This window comes from Pseudomonas sp. VE 267-6A, from assembly GCF_024126555.1.
GTDB classification, from domain to species: domain Bacteria; phylum Pseudomonadota; class Gammaproteobacteria; order Pseudomonadales; family Pseudomonadaceae; genus Aquipseudomonas; species Aquipseudomonas palmensis.
Map to the genome: position 1 here is coordinate 1 of NZ_JAMYBY010000052.1, position 577 is coordinate 577.

1 protein-coding gene is annotated in these 577 nt (G+C 62.4%); it reads right to left on the reverse strand.

Features of this window, described 5'->3' with window-relative positions; translation table 11 throughout:
* Positions 1-577: RHS repeat domain-containing protein (locus tag NJH59_RS25395; RefSeq protein ID WP_253087474.1), on the reverse strand; the 577-nt coding region annotated here is incomplete at both ends.

Consider the following 577-nt stretch of genomic DNA (forward strand, 5'->3'; position numbering starts at 1 on the left):
TCCCAGCCAAACAGCGTGAAGCCACAGTCCAGCTCACGCTGGCGCTTGGCCCGTTCAAGCTGATTCCAGCCCGTGCCGGCCTGCGACTTGTTCGAATAATGCGCAACCGAGTGTTTGTGCAGTCGCCGGCCGAGGGCGTCATAGCTGTACTCGACCTTGAGCTTGTCGTCGCTGTAGCTCTGCAGCCGGTCGAACAGGTCCCAGGAGAACTGCGTACGCACGCCGTTGTGCAGCCGTTCGGCGAGGTTGCCACGCTCGTCATAGCTGTAGTGCGTACCGGCGTATTCGCGCAGCAGGTTGTCCATCAACCTGTTGCGTTTGGGGGCCTGGTCCAGCGGGCGGTTGAGCTGCTGCGTCTTCTCGTCCAGCAGGTTACCGGCCGGGTCAAAGGCGAATGTCTCCACCCCCAGGCGACTGCCGGCCTGCAACAGGCGACCGACAGGGTCGTACTGGTAGGCCAACTGACCACGTCGGCTGTCGTGAATGTCGGTAAGTTGCCCGGCGCCATCGTACTGGTACTGACGCTTGAGCAACGTGGACTTGCCGTCGTGGCTGCCTAGCAGTTGCTCCTGCAGCC